Raw genomic sequence first — 23,337 nt, 5'->3', positions numbered from 1 at the left:
ACTAATAAAGTAGAGGAAAGGTGTGAAAAAGATGGAATATAAAAAATTAGGAAACACAGGATTAGATGTCTCAAGAATTTGTTTAGGTTCTATGAGTTTTGGTGATCCTAAAAATTGGATTCATAACTGGGTCTTGGAAGAAGAAGACAGTCGCCCATTAATCAAAAAAGCGTTGGAGCTGGGGATCAATTTCTTTGACACAGCCAATGTCTATTCCTTGGGCCGCAGTGAAGAAATTTTAGGAAAAGCGCTGAAGGATTATGCAAATCGCGATGAAATCGTATTGGCAACCAAGGTTCATCAAAAAATGTTTGACGGACCGAACGGGCAAGGGCTGTCGCGAAAAGCGATCATGTCGCAGATCGATCAAAGTTTAAAACGCTTGCAGACCGATTATGTGGACCTTTATATCATTCATCGCTGGGATTATGATACACCGATTGAAGAAACAATGGAGGCGCTGCATGATGTGGTGAAATCAGGCAAAGCCCGTTATATTGGTGCTTCTGCGATGTATGCCTATCAATTTCAAAAAGCCAATGCGATCGCTGAAAAAAATGGTTGGACAAAATTTGTCTCAATGCAAAATCATTTGAATCTGATTTATCGCGAAGAAGAACGAGAGATGATTCCCTATTGTCAATCTGAAAATATTGCCTTAACACCTTATAGCCCAATGGCATCTGGCCGGTTGATCCGTGATCGCTCTGAAGCAACCAAGCGAAGCAGTACCGATGTGGCACAAAAAGCCAAATATGATGAAACGGCTGATAAGGATCAGCTGATTATTGATCGTGTAGCAGAATTAGCCCAACGCTATGAAACGAATCGTGTAAATATTGTATTAGGTTGGCTGCTTCAAAAAGATCCAGTCGTTGCCCCAGTCGTAGGCGCGACCAAAATGAGCCACATCGAAACAGCAGTAGGAGCAGTCGATTTCAAATTGACAGCAGAAGATGTTTTGTATCTAGAAGAGCCGTATGTTCCGCATAAAGTGGTTGGTCATGACTAAATCTTAAGAGATCGCGCGAAACTGTGTCGTTTTTCGATGCAGTTTTTTTAAAAGTCTCTTGACTTAAAGTGCACTTTAGCCGGTATGCTAGAACTAAAGCAAACGGAGGTAAGCGTTATGAAAAAGTTGTTTTGGTTATTACCAGTTGTCTTATTTCTTGGTGCATGCGGATCGAATGCGACGGATACGGATGAGGTGAACAACAGTGAGTCCATTGCTCAGTCATCTGAAAGCCTCGAACCCAACCAGAATCAGGAAACCAAAGATCTAGGGAAATCACTGATCGTGTATTATTCATTGACTGAAAACACAAAAGCTGTAGCTGAGGAAATTCAAAAGCAGGTGAATGGTGAACTAATGCGCATTGAAACGGTTGAACCCTATCCAGAGGTTTATGATGAGGTTTTAGATGTGGTGGAAGCTCAAAGGGAAGGGGGAGAATTACCAACCATTGTAAAACAAGACGTTGATTTATCTGATTATGACAGTATCTTTCTTGGAACACCGATCTGGTTTGGCGAACCAGCCTTACCGATGGAAAAGTGGATCAGTGAAAATGAGTTAGCTGGAAAGAGGATTTATCTTTTCTTTACCAGTGGCAGCAGTTCTATTAATGAATCTATGGAACGTTACAGAGAATTACTGGATCAATCAACGCTTAGTGAAGGATTAGGCATTACCTCTTCGGATAGAAGTCAAACGGCCAGTCTTGTGAAAGAATGGTTGGCTCCATAAATCGATGGTAATTATTTGAAGTTTCTGGTTTAAAATAGGAGCAAAGCCTGTTAAGATTTAAATGTGTTGGCAAACTAAAGGAGTGGAGAAAATGAACATATCAGAGGCTGCAGCAAAATTTAAAATGACTCCAGCCACAATCCGCTATTATGAAAAAGAGGGATTAATTCCTCCGATTACCAGAAATGACTCTGGAATTCGTGATTTTCAAGAAGAGGACCTAAAGTGGGTCGAATTTATCAAATGCATGCGAGATTCTGGGCTTTCAATTGATTCCTTAGCAAAATACTCCGAATTATATCAGCTGGGAGATGCCACGTTAGTTGAACGCAAGAAAATTTTAATCGAGGAATACCAGAAACTACTAGAAAAGCAGCAGCTGATCAATGCTACCGTTGCCCGCTTAGAAACAAAGCTGGACAATTACGATCAGATGATCCAGAAATGTGAGCAAGAAATATTTTCCCATTCAAATGACACTGTGTCGACAAAAGGTTAGTTAGCGCAAAAACTTAAATAGTTATTAGTAAAAAAACCATTGAATCAGAAGCTACACGCAGCTTTCTGATTCAATGGTTTTTATTTGTTTACAAGCTAGTCAATCAAAAGTAACTTCTTCTTACTATATTCCTTCCGTACTTTATCAGGAATATCCTCTGAAATCAGGAAACTCAAATCATCGACGGGACCAACGATCGCGTTACTGATCGTGCCGAACTTATCATTTGTAATCATACCCAAAACTTCTGTAGAAACTTGTGTCATTTGTGCTTTTATTTCCGCTTCCTGTAAAGTTGGTACACTGGTGCCTGCCTCAATATCAATATTGTAAATTCCCATGATATAAAGATCAGCTCGAACCTTTTGCAACGATTTGTAGGTTTCCACACCAAGGTTAATCATGGATTGCTTATAAAAGATTCCTCCAATGTTAATCACCTCAATGTTCGCTCGTTGCGCGAGTTCAACAGAAATCGCTGGACTATTTGTAATAATCGTTGCACGGAAATCAACTGGAATTTCCTTTACAAGTGCTAAATTCGTGGTGCTTCCATCGATAATAATTACTGAATCTTCTTTGATAAAAGGCAAAGCTTTACGAGCCAGAGCTTTTTTTCGTTCATTATGCTCATTTTCTCGATAAGAAAAATCGGTAATCGGCGGTCCCACTCGCAGAGCCCCGCTGTGAACTCGCTTCAAGAGTCCTTGACCATCCAATTCCTTCAAATCTCGACGAATCGTATCTTCAGATACATTAAAACGATGACTTAAGTCGCTAGCGATGACTTTTTGTTCAATATTTAGCAGATCAACGATCTTTTGATGACGTTCTTCCTTCAACATAGTGCGCACTCCTTCTTGTTTCTTCCAGTTAATGATGCCATGAATGCGTTTTTGTGTCAATTACAGATGAGTTCAATCGAATATACAGGCATAAACATGCAAATAAAAAGAAAAAATATGCACGTTTGTATTGATTTGTATTTGTTAAGCGATTACAATGAGGGTGTAAACGAAGGATGTACGGCATTCAAATCACATTGATTTTTCCGGAGAAATTGATGTATTAACAGCAGGAGGAAGCTTATGGAAAGCAGGATTATTTTGTCGCCGTCAATCATGTGCGGAGATTTGGTGAATTTAGAAAAGAGTATCAATGAATTAGAAGAAATCGGAATGGATACGTTGCATATCGATGTTATTGACGGATCGTTCAGTCCAAGCATGCCATTAGGAATTGAAACGATCAAACGGATGCGAGAAATCACTTCGATGAATTTCGATGTGCATATCATGTCGAATGACAATGAATTTTTTATTGGCGAGATGCTGAAGATCGGTGTTGAAGGAATTACCTTTCATCACGAGACTAGCTTGCATGTTGATCGGTATATTCAATTAATTAAGCATGCCGGAACAACAGTCGGGATTGCGCTGAATCCGGCGACACCCTTGAATGTTTTAGATTATGTCTTGCCAGAAATTGATCGGGTATGCTTGATGCTGATCAATCCAGGATTTGCCACCAACAAAGCCGAGAAGCAGATTCCTTACGCGCTAAAAAAAATTATTGACCTGCGTAAGCTAGTTGACGAAGAAGGATTAACGCTTGATATTCAAGTGGATGGCCGTGTCTCCTTAGCGACAATCCCAGATTTATTGACCGCAGGTGCGACAAACTTAGTGCTAGGAAGTACAAGTCTATTCATTGCAGAAAATACACTAACGAAAAATCGGGAATTATTGACAGACGCGATAAATAAAGCGGTGTTGGTGAAGTAGGAGGGAAAACTGGTGGGATTTAAAAGTGTAGAACAAAAGATCACAAAGGAAATATCTGCGACCTTAGACAATATTGCCGCAGAGGAGGTAGAGCAGCTTGTAGTGGCAATTGAAAAAGCGGATCGGGTATTTTTTGTAGGGGTTGGTCGTGTACTTCTTTCATTAGAAGGGATTGCCAAACGTTTAGCTCATCTAGGTGTTCAAACAGTAGTAGTCGGACAAATTACTGAACCTGCCATCACAGAAAGGGATTTATTGATTGTAGGATCTGGCAGCGGAGAAAGCTCGTTTCCATTAGCAATCGCAAAAAAGGCCAAGAGTTTTGGCGCAGCAGTGGCTCACATCGGATCAAATGCCAATAGTTCGATGAAGGAGTATACAGATATTTTTGTAAGAATTCCTGTTCAGACGAAGTTGGCTTTGCCAGGAGAAGTTCCATCGGTTCAGCCGATGACGAGTCTCTTTGAACAATCTCTACTATTATTAGGTGATAGTATCGCTTTGATGATGGTGGAGGAAAAGAATATTGATATGCATAGTCTATGGCAGTACCATGCCAATCTGGAGTAGGTGAAAAAAATGAAAGCAGTACATTTTGGCGCGGGCAATATTGGACGCGGATTTATTGGGCAGCTCTTACATCAAAATGGTTTTGAGATTTGTTTCGTTGATACAAATGCTGACTTGATCAATCAATTAAATCAGGATGGCGGCTATAGAATTGATATCATGGACGAGCAGGAGACTACTGTTTTTGTTGATCGAATCAGCGCTTTGAATAGCCTTACCGAGACAGAAAAAGTCATCGCGGCGATTAAAGATGCGGACATCTTGACCACCTCTGTTGGTGCGAATAACTTAGCAAAAATCGCACCGACGTTTGCTAAAGCTTTGAGCGAACGCTTCAAACAAAAGCGCAGTATCAATATTTTGGCGAACGAGAATGCTATCAATGCCAGTAATATCTTAAAAGAAGCGGTCTATGAGACTCTTTCTCAACAAGAGGCAGCCGTTTTTGATCACTATGCTTATTTTGTCAATACAGCGATTGATCGGCAATCACTTGGTAAAGTTGTTGAGGGCAAAGCTGTCGCAGTCGTTGAACCCTATTATGAATGGGTGATTAATCGTATGCAGCTAGACCCTGCAACGACTTTTGAACTGAAGCAGGTGGTTTTGATTGACGAGATGCAGCCTTATATTGAACGTAAGTTGTACATCGTTAACGCTGCTCATGCAGCCATTGCCTATTTAGGAGACTTACATGGATATCAAACGATTCAAGAGGCGATCCGAGACGCGGAGATAGTGAAAATAGTGAATCAATTTTTATCAGAGAATAGTGCCTATTTTGTCCAAAAGTATCAATTTGATTCAGCAGATTTGCAACGCTTCATTGAAAAGACACTTAAGCGTCAGAAAAATCAAAAATTGTCTGATGAGATAACCCGTGTAGGCGGTTCGCCTATTAGAAAATTAGGACCGAATGATCGCTTAGTCGCTCCTGTCGTAAAGCTTGAGGCACAGGGTTTGCCTTATGGAACAGGAGTGAAAGTGATTGCAGCAGGGTATCATTATCGCCATTCAGATGATCCCGAGGCGGAGAAAATACATGCATTGATTGAAGAAAAAGGGTTAGAGGCAACGATTAAAACAATTTCTCATTTAGATGGGAAATTGCTGGAAGAAGTAGTTGCTGCTTACGATTCAATGGGATAGGAGGGTCATATGTTAAAAGAACAATTAACAGGGAACACGATGGTTATCGAGACAATCGACTCTTGGCAGGAGGCCATTCGGCTGAGTGCAGAACCTCTTGTGAACAATGGCACTGTGGAGGATACTTATGTTGAGGCGATGATTCAAAACGTGTTGGAAAATGGCAATTATATTATTCTTTTGCCGCAGATTGCAATGCCTCATGCCCGTCCAGAATACGGAAGCAAGGGTGTCGGACTGACGTTTCTACGTGTGAAGGAACCCGTTATGTTTCCGGATGGGGAACCAGTCAAGATTTTCTTTACGCTTTCTTCGGATTCGCCAGAAGGGCATTTGGATCTGATTGCGAGTCTAGGCGAGCTGTTGAGTGATGAGGAACTATACCAAAAATTGTTTGATGTTGAGACGGAAGCAGAACTGTTAGATTTGGTCAAAGAGTAAAGGATACCAATTTCTCTTAGCACTTCAGCGTAATTAGAGAAAATATATAAGCTTGAAGAAAGAACTGATTTTTCATAGGAAAAATCAATTCCTTAATATGAAAAAGGATGCCAGTTTCTCTTCACGCTTTAGTGGGTGTAGAGAAATGGTATACGGCTTGAAAATAGAACTGATTTTTCACGGGAAAAATCAATTCCTTAATATGAAAAAGTCTAGTGGTAATAAGTCAAGAGAAAAGTAATACGTTTTCTATCACAAAGACCTGAAAGAAGGTGCACTCAAATAAGCCTAGCCAAATGAAGCGTTTTCACAGGCTGAGTTCAAAAGGTTGCGTCAATAACTTCTTGTTATTTCTCTATCAGCCCCCTTTGCGGCATATAGAGTTGGTGGTTACGTAACAGAATATCCACCAGACGCACAAATTTTCTTGCGGTTAAGACGATGGCACGTTTGTGTTGATGTTTGGCTGTTTCTTTATACTTCTTCTGGTAAAACTCCTTATACTCGGCATCTCGTGATCGGACTAAGTTGGCGGCTTCAACTAAGTAATAACGAAGATAGCGGTTGCCTCGTTTCGCTAAAGAGGTGTTTTCGGAGTTCTTATCTCCCGACTGGTTTTTAGGCCAATGAAGCCCTGCGTATTTAGCGATTTTCGCTTCATTTTCAAAGCGCTCAATCTGACCGATCTCGGCTAAAATTCCACCTGCATACACAGGTCCAACACCGGGAATACTAGTCAGGCATTGATATTCAGGAAGTGTTTCGACAATCTCTTGAATCGCTTGATCAAGCTCTTTGATTAAGTTTGTCAAACTACGAATCTCGCGAGCGTAGACACTTAAAACGATATCCACAGAATCTTGTTGGATTTTTCCTAGGCGGTAGCTTCCACGAATCGCTTTTGCGATTGCTTTCGCAGTCCCTTCGGGGTTCTTAAAACGACCACGGCCCATTCTTTGAATCAAAGCTGCGAAGTCTTCCAAGGATAGCTGCGCCAGTTGGTCAAGTGTGTAATCTTCTGTCATCAATGAGACAAGCGTCGCGCTAAGAACAGAGGTGGTACTTCCGCTGGCTTTCAACTCAATCGGCAGGCGATTGCATTTATAGTAAATGTTTTCGATGAAGTGTTGCTTGGCTGCGACCAATTGTTCAACGATCTGTAATCTGGTACGAGTCAAGTGCTGTAATGCCCGGTATTGTTCATCTTTCACAATGGATGTCGCGTAGCGACTTACACGAAAGTAATCAGCGATATAGAACGCATCAATCTGATCGTTCTTTTCTTCTTCAAATATTTTGCGATATCCTTTGATTTTTTGGGGTTGTTCCACTGAGACAACCAGATTCAATGCTTGAAGTTCTTTATCTTCTTTGAAAAACATCGCTGGATGGAAACTGTATAACGAGGTCGCCTCCATGCCAATCACCACTTTGGTAAAGGCAAGATCATGGGCGAAGTCTAAGATCAGTTTCTTGATCTGTGAAACACCGAGAAAGCTGTTTTCAAAACGCGCTTCCTTTAAGATGGTGAGTTCTTCATCATCTGTTAAAAAGCAGGCATCCAAATTTTTAGAGCTAACATCTAAACCGACAAATAATTTCATGAGGGAAGGACCTCCTTTCGCTTGTATTTTGGAAATTGCTTGGTACCTGTGGGATATCCCAGAAGACCGTTGTCTAACGACAGCCTCGCATAATCGTATTCGAATCACTGGACTTCAAAGCCACACCCAATCCTGTTACGAAAAGGTAGAAATCCAGTGGATACAGCTAGTGTGTTGGAGGATATATCAACGGTTCGGGTCACAGACTTTTAAGAGCAGTCAAAGCTGCAAGGAGCGATAGCATTTTCCCGTGAGTCCTTTCCAGGAGTCAATTCTAGAACATCACACAAGCACCTAGCAACTAAAGTGTTATTAAATTATCAAAGAACAATAGAATAAAATTTGAGTGATTTATCACTCTTAAAACTATATTACGAGGAGTGAAAGATATGGATGTAACGAATGAAGGAAAACAAGTATCAATGCGTGCAAGAGTTCAGGCGTTTGGCGGATTCTTGACGAATATGGTGTTGCCAAACATTGGCGCGTTCATCGCTTGGGGAATCGCGACTGCGCTATTTATTCCAACGGGCTGGTTTCCAAATGAAGCGTTAAATGAGCTGGTGGGGCCAACAGTTAGTTACTTATTGCCATTATTGTTAGCATATACCGGTGGGCGCATGATTGGCGGACAGCGCGGTGCTGTTTTAGGAACGATCGGAACGATTGGTTTGATTATCGGGGCAGACATTCCAATGTTTATGGGTGCAATGATCATGGGACCATTAGGTGGTTGGGTCATGAAAAAGACTGATAACTTTTTAGATGGAAAAATCCCAGCTGGGTTTGAAATGGTCGTTAACAATTTTTCGATTGGAATTATCGGCTTTGTATTGATGTGTTTGTCTTATTTGGTAGTTGGCCCAACGATCCAATCGGCGAACCAATTCGTAACGAATGCAATCGAGGCCTTAGTTTCAACGGGATTCTTGCCGTTACTGTCTTTGATCAATGAACCTGCAAAAGTCCTTTTCTTAAATAATGTGATTGACCAAGGGGTGTATTATCCATTAGGGATGCAGCAAACTTTAGAAGCCGGAAAATCCATCTACTTCATGGTTGCATCAAACCCTGGACCTGGATTGGGCTTATTGCTTGCGTATTCCTTCTTTGGGAAAAAAGTGGCAAAACGGACCGCTCCGGGAGCGATCATTATTCACTTCTTAGGCGGGATTCATGAGATGTATTTTCCATACGTATTGATGAAACCGATTACTATTTTAGCGATGATCGCTGGAGGAATGGCTGGGACGCTGACATTCCAATTACTTAACGTAGGATTAGTTGCTGGCCCGAGTCCTGGTTCGATCTTTTCTTACCTAGCTTTAACTCCTAAAGGAAACTTTTTTGGAGTAATCGCTGGAGTCGTTATTGGAACAGCCGTCTCCTTCTTAGTAGCTTCTGTAATCTTGAAAGCAGATAAAACTCCAGATGATGATGAAAGCTTCGAAGAGTCTGTGCAAAAATCCAAAACTATGAAATCAGAAGGAAAAGAATTATTGAGTGGGGAAAATGTTAAAACAGAAAATACGCGCTTAGCAAACATCAGTAAAGTTTCCTTTGCCTGTGACGCTGGAATGGGCAGCAGTGCGATGGGCGCCACGACCTTCAAGAAGAAACTGCAAAAAGCCGGCATCACGGATATTGAAGTAAAGAATTATCGGATTGAGGATGTGCCAAAAGATAGTGATATGGTGGTTGTTCATCGAGATCTGGAGGAGCGTACACGAAAAGCCCATCCGAAAATGAAGATCGTAACCTTGAAAAATTACCTGCAAGATCCTGCGATCGATGAACTGGTCAATGAGATTGTGGAAGCGAAAAACAAAGAATAATTTCGACACCGGCGGAAGTTTCGTCGGTGTTTTGTGTGAAGGCTTTGTAAACGTAGAAACAAATTTCTGTTATAGTAAAAGAAAAATAAAAAACAGAGGCGAATTATGGAAATCAGACTTTTACGTTATTTCTGGACAGTTGCACAGGAAGGAAATATTTCGCGGGCAGCACGAATTTTGAATATTACTCAGCCAACCTTGAGTCGTCAAATCAAAGAATTGGAGGAAACTATTGGTACGCCACTTTTTCATCGTGAAAAAAATCGGTTGCGTTTGACTCAGGATGGCCTTTTTTTGAAAGAGCGAGCAGAGGAAATTTTAGCGTTGGATGATAAGCTGGAGCAGGCTTTTTCGGCCCAACGCAAGGAACAACTCAGCGGGACGATAACGATTGGCTGTGTTGAGGCTGATAACTCGGATACTTTGGCGATGATGCTGGAAGAGTTAATTAGTGATTATCCCCAAATTCGGTTTAATTTGGTCACAGGTACGAGTGATGATATCTCGGATCGTTTGGAAAAGGGCATATTGGATATGGCTATTTTGATTGAACCGATTGTTTTAAATGAGGTTGAGATGCTGAGGTTGCCAAGAGAGGAAAATTGGGGTTTCTTGGCGTCGAAGGAATTATTTATTGCCAATAAAAACGTTCTGCGTCCGGAAGATATCAAAGGGTTGCCAATCTTGTGTTCTGGGCGATCAGAGGTTCAAAAGTTATTAGCAAAATGGTCAAAAATACCATACGATCAATTAAACATTGTTGGCAACTACAATTTGATTTTCAATATTTTGCCGTTAGTTGATCATAAAGTTGGGGTGGCATTGGCGATTGAAGGGGCTATTTCTGATCGTAAATTAGAAAATGCGTTTTTTATTCCTTTGGAACCCAGTATAAAAACAAATTGTGTCTTAGTTTGGAAAAAACGAGTGCAGACGCCAGCTGCGCAAGAATTGATCAATCGATTTAAACATGCTTTTAAGCTATAGTACTATGATTTTATAGGTATTAGACATAGTAGTGCATACGTCGTATTCTGAAGATGTTCAGGATACGACTTTTTTGCGAGTTACGTTTTTACAGAGATACGAGATTTATTCTTGATTTTTGGAGAGAAAACTGAACGAGCAGCTTGCCAGATTCGTATGCGAATAAAAAAGCGAACAAGGAGGGAAATTATGACTGCTGTAGTTATCTATTTTTCAAGAGCTGGTGAGAACTACCTTAATGGGACAAAACAAAGGATTACTAAAGGAAATACAGCCGTTCTAGCAGAAAAAATCAGTCATGCGTTGGCGATCGAGAGTTATGAATTGTTGCCAAAGATTGCCTATTCAGAAAGCTATGACGAGGCGGTTCAACAAGCGGAAAAAGAAAAACAAGCTTCTACACGGATTGATTATGAGAAGCTGCCGCTGGATTTAACTCAAGTGGACAGCATTTTTCTGGGTTTTCCTAATTGGTGGGGCACTTATCCGCAAATCGTTGCCACTTTTTTAGCGGATCAAGAGTGGAAGAATAAGGTGATCTATCCATTTTGTACTCATGAAGGTAGTGCCTTTGGTTCAAGTATTCAAGATTTGCAGGCGGCTTGCTCTGGCGCTGAGATCAAAACAGGTTTAGCTGTACGTGGTTCAAAAGTTGATCGCTCAGAAACAGCAGTAAGAAATTGGCTGCTGGCTTATTCAAACTAATTAATCGGAGGAAATTTATAATGAAAAAACATCAAGAAGTGAAAAACGGCGTAATTTTTCCAATTGGAGAAAAGAACGAGGCTTACGCAAAATATTTTATAGGACAAAGTTATCTCCAATCATTAGTTGCTGATCCAGCGATCAATGTTGGTGTTGCCAACGTCACTTTTGAACCGGGCTGCCGCAACAACTGGCACATTCATCATGATGGCTATCAATTATTATTAGTAACGGGTGGAGAAGGCTGGTATCAAGAAGAAAATAAAGCACCACAATTTTTACAGGCTGGAGATGTGATCGTCACCCATGATGGAGTCAAACATTGGCATGGCGCAGCAAAAGATAGTTGGTTCGAACACATCGCCATCACTGCCGGGACACCGAAATGGTTGGAGCCGGTTAGTGATGAATGGTACGACAAATTGGAAAAATAAGGGGAGAATATCATGAAAAAACAAACAGCTGGAAGAGAACAATTAGGAGAATTTGCCCCACAGTTTGCTGCATTAAATGACGATGTGCTATTTGGTGAAGTTTGGGCAAAAGAGGAAGAGCTTTCGGCTCATGATCGCAGTATGATTACGTGCTCTGCGCTTTTAGCCATGGGAGCACCTCAATTGGAAGCTCATTTAAAAATCGCCAAAGAAAATGGCGTGACAAAAGAAGAAATTAGCACATTGATCACACATTTGGCTTTTTATGCCGGCTGGCCAAAAGCTTGGAGCGCTTTTGCGATGGCGAAGGAAATTTTTGATTAAAAAACAAATCAACGATCCTGTTCAGTGAGTAGGATCGTTGTTTTTATGTACCGATAGTTTTTGTAGATCACAAAGTAAAGAGCTCAGCTGCCCCAGTAGAAAAAGCCATAATAGAAAACATATAACCATCCAAACAAACCATGAAATAATGCCAAAAGTACACTGTGCCATCTTTGATAAGAGAGAATAAACGCAAAAATATTTCCTAATCCAATTGTAGATTTCATAGAATCCTCCTAAAGAATACTTGAAGCAAAGAAAAAATCATATATAAAAATACGTATTTAATATTGATTTTCTTCTAAATGCAACCAAGAACAGTTAGGAAAACGAACGATTGAAAGGATTTAGACAGGAAAAGCTTTTCGTTTAATAGCGTTCGTAGTGCTGATTATCCTTTTTTCTTTTTAGCAGCGAACGCCCCAGACGCCCCCAAAGCAACCCCAATTGCTAAACCTAAAGCAAGGTTATCGAACAGCATGCCAAAGATCAAACCCATGGCTAATCCTGCTGCTAATGATCCTCCTTCTTCCTTTTCCATTTTAACACCTTCTTTTTTGTTCTATTAGAATCCTCTAATTTTAGTATAAATGTTTTCACTGATAATTAATAGACAGCCAGAAATTTTTATTTATAGTCCCATTTCAGCAAGGATTATAAACTCCAATAGGTTGGATTAAATCGATTGAGTTATAATGAATGAAGCGTTAAAAAATCGGAAAAACTTCCACATTTGTGGGAGTTTTTTGTTTCATCTAGTGGCTGTTTAAACAAAGAAAAGCGTATTGTTTTTCAAGCTAGAAAGGTGACGATAACTCATTATAAATGTGTGAAAGGCAAACTGAAAAAATCCTGAAACGAGATATAAAATAACGGAGACTCCGATGAGATAACGATAGATAAATTAAACATTTTTTAGGTTGCGCTTACATTGTTGCCAAAAAAGATTGCAAGAATCTCTACTTATCAAGAAAAATAAAGGGTTATATACTCACCTTAGACGAAAGGAAGATTGGAATGAAAGATCGCACAGTAAAAATATTACGAATTTTTATAACTTCTGACTATCCAGTAACACTTGAAAAGCTGGAAGAAGAATTTCACGCCAGTGCGCGAACGGTCCGAAATGAATTAAGAGAAATCAACCAATTCTTAACCAAGATGTCACTTCCCGAAATCAAGAATCTTAGGAAAAAAGGATATCAACTATTTTTGAGTCAGAAGCAGAAAAGTTCCTTGCTTGAGCAGCTTGATTTAGCAGACGTGGAACAGTACTTAGATCGTGAAAGTCGGATATTTGACCTGATTCTTTCTTTTGCATTAGGAAAGAAAGCAACGTTCTTGTATCAAAAAGAAGAAGAATACCAAATTTCCAAAAGCTCATTGGACGAAGATATGCGGCGCGTCAGAAATATTTTGGCAGAATACGGCATCGAGGTGTTGAGTGTGCCAAAGCAAGGAATTGTGCTGCAAGGAGCTGAACGCTCCATTCGAACGATGGTTTACGATGTGATCAACAATGCTGTTGGAGTGATTTCACCTCAGGAGGAACAGAAAGCTTCTGTTAATTTATCGATTCTAAATCGTTATATCTCATGGCACTGGCTGAAAAAACTTGATGATTTATATGTTCAATCAATGGCCTCGCTGGAAGATACAATTTATCGCAATCAATTGTTGATGTTCACAGCGGTCTGGTTGAGTCGCTATTTACGAGAAGATCTCATCGCAAGCTCGGTGTGGGAAGCTGCGGATACGCCTCAAAGCGACATTCGTGATTTTGTCACAGCGATTTGCGAAGCCTTTCAACTCTCACCGCCAGAAGTCGAAATCAAATACATTGTTTTTATGTTGAACACCTTCAATTCAAGAGATATGAATAATTCGATCGAATGGGTTCAGGCGCAGCTTCTTTCAATTCAACTGATGCAATTTGTCGAGAAAAAAACCAAAATTCCATTTTCCAGATAGGAAGAGTCTTTACAAGAAGGACTGTACAAGCATTTGGTCGGTCTGATAAATCGGGTGAAAAGCGATATTCAAATCGTAAATCCGTTGAAGGAAAACATAAAAAAGAATTATGGCACTATTTATTCTGCCATTCGTCAATTTACCCCTTCGATCGAGCAGGTAACAGGTAATCGATTAAGTGAAGATGAAATCGCTTTTTTAACCATTCATTTTTCAACATCCGTCAGTGCGATCAATCAAGAGCTTCATTATGTCTATAAGGCAGTAGTTATTTGTAATCACGGGGTCGCGACCGGCAAGTTGTTATCTGAAAATTTGAAGGAGCTCTTTAATATCGAAGTGTTAGCAGTGTTAAGCTCGCGAGAATTACAGTTGATCGAAAAGCTGGATGTCGATTTGGTCTTTAGTACAGTGTCCATTCAGTACGCTCATAAACCAGTGTTGGAGCTAGAGCCGATTATTAAGGAAGAGAGCAAAAAGAGAATTACCAGCTTTTTAAATGAAAATCATAAATTGAAACGTTTAGTTAACAATCAAGATTCCACTCAATTGTTTTATTCCCTGATCGATACTATTAAAAAAAGCGGGGGAGAAGTGTCTGGAGCCATCTATCAGGAATTGGAGAAGCTCTTTGACCAAAATCATTTAGAGATAAACAAAAAGGAGATTCAGCCGATGTTAGAAGATGTGTTGAAGGATAGCGATATTTTATTAAATCAGAAGGTAAATAATTGGGAGGAATCGATTCGTCGAGTTTCTGAACCTTTGATACGGGATCAGGTGATTGAACCAAGTTATGTGGCTGCTATGATCGACTCGGTGAAGGAATACGGTCCGTATATCGTGATCGGAAAATACATTGCGTTGGCTCATGCTCGGCCTGAGGATGGCGTCAATCAGTTAGGAATAAGTGTCGCAACAATCAAAGAACCGATTGAATTTGGCAATGAAGAGAATGATCCGGTAAAAATCATTTTTTGTCTAGCGGCAGTTGATTCTTACTCACACCTAAATATTATGAAGAGTCTAATTGAATTGATCAATGATGAGGAAAAGGTGAATCGTTTAAGTCGCGAGACAGATATCGAACGATTCAAGGAGATTTTATTTAGTTAAGGAATTATGCATAGTTCGATATATAGATAAGAATGGAGAGAGAAAAATGGGAAAACAAGTATCAATTTTATTCGTATGCGGTGCAGGTTTAGGGAGTAGTTTCGCTGCTCAAATGGCGGCAGAGGATGTATTAAATGCTCATGGTGTTGACGCAAAATTAGATCATGTCGACATTTCGACAGCAGCATCATCACGCTCCGACATTATTATCACCGCACAAAATTTCAAGTCGCAATTTGAAAAGTTTTCGATCAATGAAGAGCAAACCGCCATCGTTTACCTAAAAAATATCGTGTCAAAACCAGAAATTGAAGAAAAACTGTTACCGATTTTAGAAGCAAAGGGAGCACTGTAAAAAATTTAAAGGATGCCAGTTCCTCTTTTAACAGGTTATAAAAGGGAGGAATAAAAAAGTGTCAATCATATCCAACAAAAAAAACTAGCAGAATTATACGGCAAGAAAATCAAACTCATTTTTCGGTTTTTTGAAAAATGAATACATTAATACGAATAAGGAGCGAAACAAATGGGAGTAGTTAATTTTATCATCGAGAATATTTTAACACAGGCATCAATCACGATTGCCTTGATCGCGATGCTGGGGCTGTGTTTGCAGAAGAAATCTGCGGGTCAAGTGGTTTCAGGAACCTTAAAAACCTTACTTGGATTCCAAGTGTTGAGTGCTGGTTCTAGTATTATTGTCGGCAGCTTGACCTATTTTGGGGAAATTTTTACTGCGGGCTTCCATATGCAGGGAATCATTCCTTCGATCGAAGCGATTAACGGACAAGCTATGAATGAATTAGGCTTGGGACGCGATATTGCTTTGACGTTTCTAGGTATTTTTATTGTTAATATTTTGATTGCCCGCTTTACGAAATGGAAATACATTTTCTTAACAGGCCAGGCAATTCTCTGGATGGCTACCATGACGACTGTTTTTGGTTACTTTGCCGGCTTAAGAGGGCTTGTTCTAATCGTTGTTGGCAGTATTGTTGGAGCGATCTTTGCGGTAGCGATGCCGGCGATTGCTCAACCGATTATTCGCAAAATCACAGGCTCAAACGATATCGCTTTGGGACATTTCTGTACGATCGGTTATATGTTTGAAGCAGGCGTTGCCTATATTTTTGGTGAACGCGGTGAAAACAAAAAATCGATCGAAGATATCAATTTGCCGAAATCCTTTGAATTTTTACAAGATACCTATTTGTCAGTAATGGTCGTGATGGTTCCGCTATACATCATTACTGCTGCTTTTGCCGGTTCAGGTGTCGGTGATCATGGTTCACAGCATTACTTGATGTTTGCTTTCTTACAAGCGATTCAATTTGTCGTGGGTGTCTATGTCTTACTATCGGGTGTTCGTTTGCTATTAGGTGAAATCGTTCCAGCCTTCCGCGGAATCGCGATGAAATTAGTACCAAATGCGATTCCTGCATTGGATTGTCCGGTCTTCTTCCCTTATTCACCGAATGCCGTGATCTTAGGCTTCATCACTACAACGATCGGAACGATTATCGCGATGTTTGTTTTACCAACATTTGGTTTGGCGATGATTCTGCCAGGGATGCTGACCAATTTCTTTGCGGGAGGAACTGCAGGGATTTTCGGAAATGCAGCCGGCGGACGGCGTGGAGCGATTATCGGTGGGATCGCACATGGGTTCTTTATCACTTTATTACCAGCACTTTTAGTAACGATCTTCAATCAAATGGGCTTTGTCAACGCGACAGCAACGGATGTGGATACAGTCGCGGCGGCGTTGTTGTATGCATGGATTCTTAGTCCGATTCTAAAAATATTTTAAGGAGGATGTGCGATGTTTGGTCTTTTTAAGAAAAAGAATAAGCCTGAAAAAATAGAGGAAAAAATCGAACTTTCTATAGAAGAGAAGGAACGCTTAACCAAAGAGAATCAGCAGTTGATGACGCAGATAGCTGAGCTGGAGCAAGCAGATTCTGCTGAGGTAAGTGACTTAGCAGGATTATACGAAAAACTTGGTTTGAATTATGCTGAATTGGATCAAGTGGATTCAGCGATTGAAAGTTTAGAGAAAAGTTTAGACTATAAACTAACGATCGGTGACGGCTACAAAAAATTAATGAGTCTTTACAACGCAAAACGGGCAGAAGCTGCTCGAAATGGCAATGACGCAGGTATCGATAAATACATGGGAAAAATGGATGATATGCGTCAAATTGCTAAAAAAGTCACCATCAGCAGATAACCAATTAAAAGAAAAGAAGGTAATGGAAAAATGTATAAAACACTAAAGGAAGTTACACAAATAGCCGAAGACCTGAACATGACGATTGGGGCGTTCAATACCCATAATTTGGAAATGCTGCCGGAAATGATTCGCGCAGCAAAAGAGATGGGCTCACCCATCATCATCCAAACCAGCATCGATACCGCAAAATACATCGGCTATGATGTGATGGTCGCAGTCGTAAAAGAGATCGCCAATACAGAAATGGTAGATGTGGCATTGCATCTAGACCATGCCAGAGATTTTAATGAGATCAAAACAGCAATTGACGCGGGCTATTCTAGTGTCATGTACGATGGTTCACATCTTCCATTTAAAGAAAACATTGCTAAAACAAAGGCAGTGGTGGAGTATGCTCATGCCAACGGTGTTTCTGTCGAAGGGGAGCTGGGAACGATCGGCGGAACAGAGGAAGGAATTTCTGTTGCTGAAAATGACAAGGTCTATACGAAACCAGCAGATGCAGTGGAATTTGTTAAGCAAACAGACATCGACGCCCTTGCGATTGCTATCGGTACCAATCATGGACAATTTAAATCTAAAACAGAGGTCAATATTCCATTGTTAAAAGAGATCCATGCGGTAGTTGATATTCCATTAGTGATTCATGGCGGTACGGGTGTAAAAGAGGAAGATTATCCGGAATTGATCAATAATGGAATTCGGAAATTCAATGTAGGAACTGAATTGTTAGTTAACTGGACAAAAGTAGCGAAAGAATCCTTTAGTGAGACTGAAGTAAACAAATCGCTACGTCACAATGTCATTCCTGCCAATCAAGCAGTCAAGGAAATCGTTAAACATAAAATCGGTCTATTCATGAATGTTGACAGTCCTTTGGCGATGCAAAAATAACATGAAAAAGTATCTGATTTTGATCGCAGGCAGTCCAGCAACGGGAAAATCCTACTTGATCGATGAAATGCGGCGTGTCCTTGGTGATTTCTTCCTGATCACACCAGATGAGGGCAAAGAAATCTTCGCGGATCAGATCGGCTTTGATAATTTAGCTCAGAAGGCAGAACTGGAAAAAAATGTTTGGATTTTCTATTACAATGTGTTGGCATTGTATATGGAAGCAGGAAAACGAATCGTCGTTTCTGAATATCCTTTTAGCGATAAGCAGAAGGAGCAGCTGAACACTTTGGCCGAAAAATACGATTATGAACCAATCACGATCCGCTTAGTCGCCGATTTTGAGGTGCTTTGGCAACGCAGAAAGCTGCGGGATGTTGAAGCAGATCGTCATTTGAGCCACATTATGACGCATTATCATTTTGGTGATCAGTTGGTGGATCGAAGTGAGGCAGATAATTTGATTACGAAAGAAGCATTTCGAGAGATTATCGAAACACGAAACTATAACAAGTTTCAATTAGGCAGCCTAATTGAGTTTGATGTAACCGATTTTTCAAAAGTCGATTATCAACCATTTTTAAAAGAATTAGCTGAACGAATGACAGAGAACCGTTGATTATTTCAACGGTTCTTTTGCTGCTTTGAAGGTTGAAAATAGCTACTAAGCCTAGAGAAATCCTCAGCAATGAATAACAATTAGTGCTGAGGATTTCTTGTTCTGATAAAGGCAATAAGAAAATCTTTCTCCTAATGGTTATCAATTTTTTGAGCAACGTATATTTACAGAACTAAGTTTTTCAATTCTATGTGATTCTTTCAACGAATTTATTATATGATGACAGTGTGCTAGATTTTTCCTAAAGTTAGGAAAGATTTTAGTGTATCGAAGACATTCTAACTATACTATATTAAAGGCACAAGATAGCGCTTACTTGTGAAGGTGATTAAGATGTTGACATCAAATGAACATTATTTATTAGAACAGCTTTTAATAAAGGAGGATTATCAAACCTACGAAGAACTGGCTCAGTCCTTGAGATTATCTGTCCGTTCGATCAGAAATCTTTTGGCAAAACTTCAGCCTTATTTTGAACAAAACAATCTTGAATTGGTTAAAAAATATGGTTTTGGTGTAAAGCTGGTTTCTCAATTGACGAATGAAAAGAACCTAATCAAAAGTGTTGATACTTCTTTGACTTATCGACGAGAGGTAATGAAGCTAATTCTGTTGTTTAATTTTCGAAAAAAGACCTCCATTAATAAGCTTAGCGAAATGCTTTTCTTAACCAAAAATGCGGTTATCTCTGATTTGAAATCGATCGAGCGGGAGCTGTATTTATATGATCTGAAGATCAAAAAGGATTATCAAGGAACTGAAGTGATCGGTGAAAGGAAAAATATAAAAGTAGCGATCATTGATGCGGTTCATAAGTTTGGAACGTCCATCATTTTTGATAATCGAAAATTACTATCTGATGATGAATATGTCGCCACGTTGATCTTAGTGGAGGATTTTGAAGAGGAAATCCAATTTTCAATCAAAGAGTTGGAAGAGCAGTTTGCTTATTCATTTAATTACGACTTTTTTAAAACGCTTGTTATTCACATCATGGTGGACATTTTGCTTTTTGGTGAAATAGGTGCAGCTAAAAAAGGCAGAAGCAGAAAGGATATTGGTTTGTATTTTCAAAGCGGTTTAGAACAGCGTTTGAATTTCCATTTTAATGATCAATACAATCCAGAGCGTTTCCGAGAATATTGTGATGCCTTTGAAGAAATGACAATAGAGGAAAATGAGGTGCTCCCTAAGTATTCTGCGGCGAAAGAGCTGCTCATTGCTTATTGTCAAATTAGAAATGCTGCTTTTTTTGAGGAACAGCAGTTGATCGCAAAGCTGGCGAAGCAAATTGAGCAATTAGACAAACGAGCGGAGTATCGAATCGGGATTTTCCATCCTTTTTTGAACAATCTGATGAATGAACATGGAACCGACTTTATCGCACTAAAGCTGAGTACCTATGTATTGAAGGATCAGCTCCCAAAAATCAGTGACGATGAGCTTTGTTTCTTTCTGATCATTTTGGCAAATAGTCAAATGTCTGAAAAGAGAGAATTAACGGTTTGTATCCAGATGAATCACAGTAGTGAGAGCAAGAAATATGTACAGAAAATGTTGGAAAAGGAACTTCCTTTATCGAAAATTTCCATTTGTTCTACCGATCAGGATCGCTCAGAAGGACCCAAAGTCGATAAGCGAGTCGTCTTTATTCAGAATGAAGATCTATCTGTTCAAGAAGGCAAGATCCTCTCGATGGATGTGTTGAACGCAGGACATATCGCTGCGTTAAAACATGAAATGGGAACGATCAGGAGTCAGAAGCTCTTAATAAAACTCAATAAGTACTTCCGGAGAGAGACGATTTTTATCGATCCATTTGCTAGTAAGAGAAAAGAAGATGCCCTCCGACAGATTGAAGCATTCTTATCGACGAAAGAGTTAGCAAAAGAGGCGTTTATTGAACGAGCATTAATGGAAGACAATGTGAACCCAATATTTTGGCGATCAAAAAAAGCAGCCTTGATTATTTGTTCCATTGACTATAGTTCGAAGAATCATTTGTTGAAATTCAGATTACCAGTTCAGATTAAGTGGAGAGAGAATAATGAGCTGAGTCGAGTTGACAAGATTTACGTGTTGGTGACTGCTAAGCCAGATGTGAAAGATATGAGTCTGGTTTTTAGAGAAATTCAATTCAATCGTTTATTAGAATAGAAAAAATTTTTAGTTTTGTCTGTCTTTTTTGGCAAAAAAGGAGGAAAAAATGAATAAATTGGTGAACTTTGTAGATCAGAAGCTTTCCCCGCCTTTAATTAAACTGGGTGAAAATCGTTATATGATTGCCATTAAAAATGGGATGATCTTGACGGTACCTTTTACAATTATTGGTTCGATTTTCATGATTTTGGCACAATTTCCCTCAGAAGGGTATCAAAAATTTATTGAACCGTATAAAAATGTTTTGATGGTTCCGCCCTCAGTGACCTTTAGCATCATTGGTTTGATCGCTGTAGTAGGGATCAGCTATAGTTTGGCAAAAGTTTACAAGATCGATACTGTTCGTAATGTTTTGATGGCGTTGTCCTGTTTTTTATTAGTTCAGACAACGATTGGTGAAGATGGAGCCTATGCATTAAATACAGCAAACTTTGGAACCATGGGTGTTTTTTCCGCTATCATTATTTCATTTATCGTGGTTGAAATCTATCGATTCTGCATGAAAAAGAAGCTGACGATTAAAATGCCTGAAAGTGTACCACCGGCAATTTCAAAGTCATTTGAGATTTTACTGCCGTTGTTGATTTCATTGACACTATTTTGGATCATTCGTATTCTATTTAATTTTGATATTAATGAGGCCTTGAACTCTTTATTCAGTCCGTTAGTTGTAGGATTGAACACCCTTCCTGGGATTATGTTATTTATGTTTCTGCGTTCAATGCTTTGGTGTGTCGGAATTCATGGTGGGGCGGTACTTTCAGTTGCAGACCCGATTTTCTTAACGATGTTGGGAGCCAATGCAGAAGCTTTTGCTGCTGGAGATCCTTTGCCTTATGTTACGGCGGCAGGTTTTGTTAATTTCTTGTTCTTAGGTGGGGGTGGAGCTACCTTTATGCTGGTGGTCTTTATGATGTTTTCTAAAGAAAAAGGCTTACGAACATTAGGAAGATTATCGTTCCCAGCTAGTCTATTTGAGATCAACGAGCCGATCGTTTATGGGGCACCAGTAGTCTTGAATCCGATTTTGATGATTCCTTACACGTTGTGCAATTTAATTTTGACACTTATTACTTACCTACTGATGAATTTTGATCTGATGAACCGACCGGTTGTCTCTGTTCCGTGGACGACTCCGCCAATTTTGATGCAGTATTTGACTTCTGGTGGAGATTGGCGAGCCGCCGTTTATGGTGCAGACGCATTGGTGGTCAGCGGTATGATCTACTATCCATTCTTTAAGATGCTTGAAAAGCAGCGCTTAGAAATTGCCGAGATGGAAGAAGCAGCATCAGAAAACAATCAAAAAATCATTGAAGAAGAAACGACTTAAAATGACCCTGAACAACCAAATGAATCACTTTATAGAAGAACAATTTTCATTGCTTCCAAAGCTTCTTGAATCTCAAATCAAGCTTCCCGTTGATCAAGTTATTCACGGAGGATCGCTGGTGTTTGTTGGCTCAGGCAGTTCATTAAACGCCATTGCCATGGCGGAGGCATATCTTAAAGAATACACAGACAAAAAGATTTTGACCTTTACACCAGCCGCCTATTTGGAAAGAATCGAAAATTTAGAAGGTCATATATTAGTTGCCGTTTCCCAAACCGGAACCAGTCTTGCGACGTTAGATTGTCTTCGTAAAGCAAGGTCCGCAGGGCACCTCACCATATTTATTAGTGCGGTAGAAAACAGTGAAAAGCGAGCATTAGCAGATATCTTTATCGACCTTTATTGTTCGAATGAATTGATCGGTCCAAAGACAGTTGGCTATTCAGCAACTTTTCTGCGCTTGATTCAACTGGGACTGACCATTGGGACTCACTTAGGAAAAGTTGATGAGGAAAAGCACGCCCAAGTTGTTGAACAGCTATTTTCAGCTATTGGGTGTATGCCGCGAGTAAAGGAAAATATCGAAAATTGGCTCGTAAAAAATGATCATTGGTCAGATCTGAATTACGTAACTGTTGCTGCTGAAGGTCGATTCAAAGCATTGATCGATGAAGGGGCCTTAAAATTACTGGAAACGTTGCGGGTGCCGGCGATGTCATACGAAATTGGAGAATTTACCCACGGACCTCATCGATTGATCAAAGACAATAGTCATCATATTTTTATCGGTACTGGTGGAGCAACCGAATTAACGGCGGATTTTATAATGAACTTAGCCACTTAAGACAATAAAAAAACGTCATTGCCCAATTTCATGTATTATTGAAGTTCTCACACAATCAATAAAGGATGAACGGACAATGACGCAAATC

General features: G+C 39.8%; 24 protein-coding genes and 1 pseudogene. 21 read left to right on the top strand and 4 right to left on the bottom strand.

Features of this window, described 5'->3' with window-relative positions; genetic code table 11:
• Positions 1 to 31 precede the first annotated feature (31 nt).
• The 3 genes from KQI58_RS19060 to KQI58_RS19050 all read left to right on the top strand — a co-directional run bounded on the left by KQI58_RS19060 (position 32) and on the right by KQI58_RS19050 (position 2,246).
• Positions 32 to 1,012: an aldo/keto reductase gene (locus KQI58_RS19060; RefSeq protein ID WP_216410560.1), complete on the top strand. Its 981-nt coding sequence runs from the start codon at positions 32 to 34 to the stop codon at positions 1,010 to 1,012.
• A 117-nt stretch (positions 1,013 to 1,129) separates the two neighbouring features.
• On the top strand, positions 1,130 to 1,747 hold the full coding sequence (locus KQI58_RS19055; RefSeq protein WP_216410559.1) for a flavodoxin: 618 nt from the start codon (positions 1,130 to 1,132) through the stop codon (positions 1,745 to 1,747).
• A 91-nt stretch (positions 1,748 to 1,838) separates the two neighbouring features.
• Positions 1,839 to 2,246 carry a MerR family transcriptional regulator gene (locus KQI58_RS19050; protein ID WP_216410558.1) on the top strand — a complete coding sequence of 136 codons (408 nt, stop codon included), beginning with the start codon at positions 1,839 to 1,841 and terminating at the stop codon, positions 2,244 to 2,246.
• Between the two features lie 95 nt (positions 2,247 to 2,341).
• Here the strand turns inward: KQI58_RS19050 and KQI58_RS19045 are convergent, their stop codons facing one another.
• Entirely contained in the window at positions 2,342 to 3,091 is a 750-nt protein-coding gene (locus tag KQI58_RS19045) for a DeoR/GlpR family DNA-binding transcription regulator (protein ID WP_216410557.1), read from the bottom strand.
• Positions 3,092 to 3,334: 243 nt separating this feature from the next.
• Here KQI58_RS19045 and KQI58_RS19040 point away from each other — a divergent pair, with 243 nt between their 5' ends.
• The 4 genes from KQI58_RS19040 to KQI58_RS19025 are packed head-to-tail and all read left to right on the top strand — an operon-like array spanning position 3,335 to position 6,190.
• Positions 3,335 to 4,030 (top strand): ribulose-phosphate 3-epimerase, encoded by a 696-nt coding sequence (locus KQI58_RS19040; RefSeq protein ID WP_216410556.1) that lies wholly within the window; start codon positions 3,335 to 3,337, stop codon positions 4,028 to 4,030.
• Positions 4,031 to 4,042: 12 nt separating this feature from the next.
• Positions 4,043 to 4,600, top strand: a complete 558-nt coding sequence (gene hxlB, locus KQI58_RS19035; RefSeq protein ID WP_207487501.1) for a 6-phospho-3-hexuloisomerase — start codon at positions 4,043 to 4,045, stop codon at positions 4,598 to 4,600.
• Between the two features lie 9 nt (positions 4,601 to 4,609).
• Positions 4,610 to 5,749 (top strand): mannitol-1-phosphate 5-dehydrogenase, encoded by a 1,140-nt coding sequence (locus KQI58_RS19030; RefSeq protein ID WP_216410555.1) that lies wholly within the window; start codon positions 4,610 to 4,612, stop codon positions 5,747 to 5,749.
• A gap of 9 nt (positions 5,750 to 5,758) precedes the next feature.
• Complete coding sequence (locus tag KQI58_RS19025) at positions 5,759 to 6,190, top strand: PTS sugar transporter subunit IIA (protein ID WP_216410554.1); 432 nt, start codon at positions 5,759 to 5,761, stop codon at positions 6,188 to 6,190.
• A gap of 347 nt (positions 6,191 to 6,537) precedes the next feature.
• On the opposite strand, the gene KQI58_RS19020 is transcribed toward KQI58_RS19025, so the two are convergent.
• On the bottom strand, positions 6,538 to 7,794 hold the full coding sequence (locus KQI58_RS19020; RefSeq protein ID WP_216410553.1) for an IS110 family transposase: 1,257 nt from the start codon (positions 7,792 to 7,794) through the stop codon (positions 6,538 to 6,540).
• 389 nt (positions 7,795 to 8,183) lie between these two features.
• On the opposite strand from KQI58_RS19020, the gene KQI58_RS19015 reads away from it, so the two are divergent.
• The 5 genes from KQI58_RS19015 (at position 8,184) to KQI58_RS18995 (ending at position 12,079) form a co-directional block, all read left to right on the top strand.
• A complete protein-coding gene (locus KQI58_RS19015; RefSeq protein ID WP_216410552.1) occupies positions 8,184 to 9,629 on the top strand; it encodes a PTS mannitol transporter subunit IICB in 1,446 nt (481 codons plus the stop codon).
• A 105-nt stretch (positions 9,630 to 9,734) separates the two neighbouring features.
• Entirely contained in the window at positions 9,735 to 10,616 is an 882-nt protein-coding gene (locus tag KQI58_RS19010) for a LysR family transcriptional regulator (RefSeq protein WP_216410551.1), read from the top strand.
• A 189-nt stretch (positions 10,617 to 10,805) separates the two neighbouring features.
• Positions 10,806 to 11,321: a flavodoxin gene (locus KQI58_RS19005; protein WP_216410550.1), complete on the top strand. Its 516-nt coding sequence runs from the start codon at positions 10,806 to 10,808 to the stop codon at positions 11,319 to 11,321.
• Positions 11,322 to 11,341: 20 nt separating this feature from the next.
• Positions 11,342 to 11,755, top strand: coding sequence for a cupin domain-containing protein (locus tag KQI58_RS19000; protein ID WP_216410549.1), 414 nt, complete (start codon positions 11,342 to 11,344; stop codon positions 11,753 to 11,755).
• Between the two features lie 12 nt (positions 11,756 to 11,767).
• Complete coding sequence (locus KQI58_RS18995) at positions 11,768 to 12,079, top strand: carboxymuconolactone decarboxylase family protein (RefSeq protein WP_216410548.1); 312 nt, start codon at positions 11,768 to 11,770, stop codon at positions 12,077 to 12,079.
• An 83-nt stretch (positions 12,080 to 12,162) separates the two neighbouring features.
• On the opposite strand, the gene KQI58_RS18990 is transcribed toward KQI58_RS18995, so the two are convergent.
• A complete protein-coding gene (locus KQI58_RS18990) occupies positions 12,163 to 12,306 on the bottom strand; it encodes a hypothetical protein (protein ID WP_207487522.1) in 144 nt (47 codons plus the stop codon).
• 164 nt (positions 12,307 to 12,470) lie between these two features.
• Positions 12,471 to 12,620 carry a hypothetical protein gene (locus tag KQI58_RS18985; RefSeq protein ID WP_216410547.1) on the bottom strand — a complete coding sequence of 50 codons (150 nt, stop codon included), beginning with the start codon at positions 12,618 to 12,620 and terminating at the stop codon, positions 12,471 to 12,473.
• A 476-nt stretch (positions 12,621 to 13,096) separates the two neighbouring features.
• Here KQI58_RS18985 and KQI58_RS18980 point away from each other — a divergent pair.
• From KQI58_RS18980 to KQI58_RS18940, 9 genes and pseudogenes are all read left to right on the top strand, one after another.
• Positions 13,097 to 15,166, top strand: a pseudogene (locus KQI58_RS18980) (BglG family transcription antiterminator).
• Positions 15,167 to 15,212: 46 nt separating this feature from the next.
• Positions 15,213 to 15,521 carry a PTS sugar transporter subunit IIB gene (locus KQI58_RS18975; RefSeq protein ID WP_010779142.1) on the top strand — a complete coding sequence of 103 codons (309 nt, stop codon included), beginning with the start codon at positions 15,213 to 15,215 and terminating at the stop codon, positions 15,519 to 15,521.
• Between the two features lie 171 nt (positions 15,522 to 15,692).
• The gene (locus KQI58_RS18970) at positions 15,693 to 16,976 is read left to right on the top strand and encodes a PTS sugar transporter subunit IIC (protein WP_216410546.1); all 1,284 of its coding nucleotides are present in this window, start codon (positions 15,693 to 15,695) and stop codon (positions 16,974 to 16,976) included.
• 12 nt (positions 16,977 to 16,988) lie between these two features.
• Positions 16,989 to 17,396: a tetratricopeptide repeat protein gene (locus KQI58_RS18965; RefSeq protein ID WP_216410545.1), complete on the top strand. Its 408-nt coding sequence runs from the start codon at positions 16,989 to 16,991 to the stop codon at positions 17,394 to 17,396.
• Positions 17,397 to 17,426: 30 nt separating this feature from the next.
• The gene (locus KQI58_RS18960; protein ID WP_216410544.1) at positions 17,427 to 18,293 is read left to right on the top strand and encodes a class II fructose-bisphosphate aldolase; all 867 of its coding nucleotides are present in this window, start codon (positions 17,427 to 17,429) and stop codon (positions 18,291 to 18,293) included.
• 1 nt (position 18,294) lies between these two features.
• Positions 18,295 to 18,912 carry an AAA family ATPase gene (locus KQI58_RS18955; RefSeq protein ID WP_216410543.1) on the top strand — a complete coding sequence of 206 codons (618 nt, stop codon included), beginning with the start codon at positions 18,295 to 18,297 and terminating at the stop codon, positions 18,910 to 18,912.
• A gap of 333 nt (positions 18,913 to 19,245) precedes the next feature.
• On the top strand, positions 19,246 to 21,069 hold the full coding sequence (locus tag KQI58_RS18950) for a helix-turn-helix domain-containing protein (protein WP_216410542.1): 1,824 nt from the start codon (positions 19,246 to 19,248) through the stop codon (positions 21,067 to 21,069).
• A 49-nt stretch (positions 21,070 to 21,118) separates the two neighbouring features.
• Positions 21,119 to 22,405: a PTS sugar transporter subunit IIC gene (locus KQI58_RS18945; RefSeq protein WP_216410541.1), complete on the top strand. Its 1,287-nt coding sequence runs from the start codon at positions 21,119 to 21,121 to the stop codon at positions 22,403 to 22,405.
• Positions 22,341 to 23,249: an SIS domain-containing protein gene (locus KQI58_RS18940; RefSeq protein WP_216410571.1), complete on the top strand. Its 909-nt coding sequence runs from the start codon at positions 22,341 to 22,343 to the stop codon at positions 23,247 to 23,249. The genes KQI58_RS18945 and KQI58_RS18940 overlap by 65 nt, the downstream gene beginning before the upstream one ends.
• Positions 23,250 to 23,337 lie beyond the last annotated feature (88 nt).

It is taken from the genome of Enterococcus raffinosus (genome assembly GCF_018917525.1).
In the GTDB taxonomy this organism is placed as follows: domain Bacteria; phylum Bacillota; class Bacilli; order Lactobacillales; family Enterococcaceae; genus Enterococcus_A; species Enterococcus_A raffinosus_A.
This window is presented reverse-complemented; position numbering and strand designations above follow the sequence as displayed.

Coding starts and splice junctions, on each gene's coding strand:
- KQI58_RS19060 (WP_216410560.1), top strand. CDS start 32: ATGGAATATAAAAAATTAGGAAACACAGGATTAGATGTCTCAAGAATT.
- KQI58_RS19055 (WP_216410559.1), top strand. CDS start 1,130: ATGAAAAAGTTGTTTTGGTTATTACCAGTTGTCTTATTTCTTGGTGCA.
- KQI58_RS19050 (WP_216410558.1), top strand. CDS start 1,839: ATGAACATATCAGAGGCTGCAGCAAAATTTAAAATGACTCCAGCCACA.
- KQI58_RS19045 (WP_216410557.1), bottom strand. CDS start 3,091: ATGTTGAAGGAAGAACGTCATCAAAAGATCGTTGATCTGCTAAATATT.
- KQI58_RS19040 (WP_216410556.1), top strand. CDS start 3,335: ATGGAAAGCAGGATTATTTTGTCGCCGTCAATCATGTGCGGAGATTTG.
- KQI58_RS19030 (WP_216410555.1), top strand. CDS start 4,610: ATGAAAGCAGTACATTTTGGCGCGGGCAATATTGGACGCGGATTTATT.
- KQI58_RS19025 (WP_216410554.1), top strand. CDS start 5,759: ATGTTAAAAGAACAATTAACAGGGAACACGATGGTTATCGAGACAATC.
- KQI58_RS19020 (WP_216410553.1), bottom strand. CDS start 7,794: ATGAAATTATTTGTCGGTTTAGATGTTAGCTCTAAAAATTTGGATGCC.
- KQI58_RS19015 (WP_216410552.1), top strand. CDS start 8,184: ATGGATGTAACGAATGAAGGAAAACAAGTATCAATGCGTGCAAGAGTT.
- KQI58_RS19010 (WP_216410551.1), top strand. CDS start 9,735: ATGGAAATCAGACTTTTACGTTATTTCTGGACAGTTGCACAGGAAGGA.
- KQI58_RS19005 (WP_216410550.1), top strand. CDS start 10,806: ATGACTGCTGTAGTTATCTATTTTTCAAGAGCTGGTGAGAACTACCTT.
- KQI58_RS19000 (WP_216410549.1), top strand. CDS start 11,342: ATGAAAAAACATCAAGAAGTGAAAAACGGCGTAATTTTTCCAATTGGA.
- KQI58_RS18995 (WP_216410548.1), top strand. CDS start 11,768: ATGAAAAAACAAACAGCTGGAAGAGAACAATTAGGAGAATTTGCCCCA.
- KQI58_RS18990 (WP_207487522.1), bottom strand. CDS start 12,306: ATGAAATCTACAATTGGATTAGGAAATATTTTTGCGTTTATTCTCTCT.
- KQI58_RS18985 (WP_216410547.1), bottom strand. CDS start 12,620: ATGGAAAAGGAAGAAGGAGGATCATTAGCAGCAGGATTAGCCATGGGT.
- KQI58_RS18975 (WP_010779142.1), top strand. CDS start 15,213: ATGGGAAAACAAGTATCAATTTTATTCGTATGCGGTGCAGGTTTAGGG.
- KQI58_RS18970 (WP_216410546.1), top strand. CDS start 15,693: ATGGGAGTAGTTAATTTTATCATCGAGAATATTTTAACACAGGCATCA.
- KQI58_RS18965 (WP_216410545.1), top strand. CDS start 16,989: ATGTTTGGTCTTTTTAAGAAAAAGAATAAGCCTGAAAAAATAGAGGAA.
- KQI58_RS18960 (WP_216410544.1), top strand. CDS start 17,427: ATGTATAAAACACTAAAGGAAGTTACACAAATAGCCGAAGACCTGAAC.
- KQI58_RS18955 (WP_216410543.1), top strand. CDS start 18,295: ATGAAAAAGTATCTGATTTTGATCGCAGGCAGTCCAGCAACGGGAAAA.
- KQI58_RS18950 (WP_216410542.1), top strand. CDS start 19,246: ATGTTGACATCAAATGAACATTATTTATTAGAACAGCTTTTAATAAAG.
- KQI58_RS18945 (WP_216410541.1), top strand. CDS start 21,119: ATGAATAAATTGGTGAACTTTGTAGATCAGAAGCTTTCCCCGCCTTTA.